Annotated in this window: 2 protein-coding genes; both read right to left on the bottom strand. The window is 66.4% G+C overall.

Going from position 1 to position 1,663, the window contains the following annotated elements; all coding sequences use genetic code 11:
* Positions 1-115 precede the first annotated feature (115 nt).
* Positions 116-550 (bottom strand): hypothetical protein, encoded by a 435-nt coding sequence (locus tag CUD01_RS16275; protein ID WP_141322532.1) that lies wholly within the window; start codon positions 548-550, stop codon positions 116-118.
* Between the two features lie 6 nt (positions 551-556).
* Positions 557-1,351, bottom strand: coding sequence for a hypothetical protein (locus tag CUD01_RS16280; RefSeq protein WP_141322533.1), 795 nt, complete (start codon positions 1,349-1,351; stop codon positions 557-559).
* Positions 1,352-1,663 lie beyond the last annotated feature (312 nt).

The raw sequence follows: 1,663 nt of genomic DNA on the forward strand, positions 1-1,663 counted from the left end.
GGCGCGGGAGAACCGATCGTGGGCAGGTCGGCGAGTGCGGTGCGGACGGTGAGTCGGCGCAGGTCGGGGAGCTGCCAGGGGTGTGCCTCGTTCTGTGGCGGTGGCGTGGTGGTGTCTACGTGTTCGCCGGCCAGGTCGTGAGGGACGTGTTGTGATCTGCCGGGTGAAGGGCTGTGATGGTCACCCTTGTGCTGGGGAGTGCGATGAGGGTGAGGCGTGTCGGGCCGGGCAGGAGCCATGTTCGTGCGCTGGTTGTCGTGCCGTTGATGAGCGCCGTGGTCGGCGTGCCGGGCGGGAGCTGGTGCGCTGGGGGTACGTCCGGCTCGAATGCGACCGGGACGGTGACGTCACGGTCCAGCAGTGCCTCAACGGACGTGACAGCCACACCGGTGATGTCGTCGTTCGACCATTCGTCCAGTGAGGCGGGTTGAGTCTCGAGCTGTGCGGTGACAACAGCCCACAACCTGTCAGGTTGAGGCAACCACAACACCCCCGCCTCCTGATGCGGCGAACGGGAGGCGGGGATGTCGGGTGTGAACCAGTACGGCATGGTGTGTTACTTCGCGCCGTCGGACGTGGCACTGAGCTTCGTGGCGGACGAGACCTTCACGTCCCAGCCGCGGAACTTGTGATAGGCCGACAAGTCGTTGGAGAAGAGGACGTTCACGCGCACCATCGGGAAGTTGATGTAGCCCGAGGTTGACTCGAACGTGTAGTACTCGGGGGAAGCGACAGCCATTGACGGGTCGCTCGGGTCGGAGTTTCCTTCACAGATCTTGTCAGGGGCGCCCGAGATGTTTCGGCCGCAGACGTACGACGCGCTGTTCGTGTACGTGATGTGCGGGTCGTTGGCGATCTGCGTTCGAAGGAGTTCCAGAGCCCACCGTTTGCTGCTCCCGCCGACGAGCGACTCCTTCAGGACGTAGTTGATCTTCTCGGTCGCGGTGCAACCCGACACGTAGCAGCGGCCTGAGATGATCTGGACGGGCGAGCTGCGGTAGTGGTAGTCGTCGACCCGCGAGCCGGGGTTCCACAGCACGAACCCTGACGGTGTGGCGGTGAAGCCTGAGCTGGCGGTTGTGGCGGCGTCCGTGGTGAGGTCCGAGGGGCCGAACGTCTGCGGCCTGGCCCCGTCGTCCTGGATCGTGAGGTTTCCCTGCCCGGCCTTCGCCCGTGCGATGAGGTCGGCCCGCGAGATCGTGTCAGCGACCGGCTCGCCGCTGTAGACGAACGAGGCATCAGGCGGTGTGATCGCCCCGGAGGCCGCGTTGACGTTGAGGAGTCCTGCCGTGACAAGGCCCCCGGTGATGATGGCAGCGGTGAGCGTGCGTCTCGTGGTGGTGTGCGGCATCAGGTCCCCCCTGCAAAGCGGTGTGGCGTTATGCCCGGAGTATTCCGGGGTGCGCTGACCGTAGCAGTCAGGGGCTGATGCACCAGTAGGTGACAGCACGCAGTCGCGCGGCTGGCTCGTCTGCCGTATCGACGGCGACGCGCCCGGACGCGACGTAGCGCGCGGCGGGCGACAGCTAGGCGGCTTGGCCGAACCAGCGGTGGACGTGCTCGACGATGGCGTGGTCGAAGGCGTCGTCGTCGTGGCGTGCGCGGAGCCATTCCTGGAACGAGCCTCCGGCGGCGTCGTCGAGCTCGCGGCGTACAGCGGCCG

This window comes from Cellulomonas uda (assembly GCF_006538705.1).
Lineage (GTDB): Bacteria > Actinomycetota > Actinomycetes > Actinomycetales > Cellulomonadaceae > Cellulomonas > Cellulomonas uda.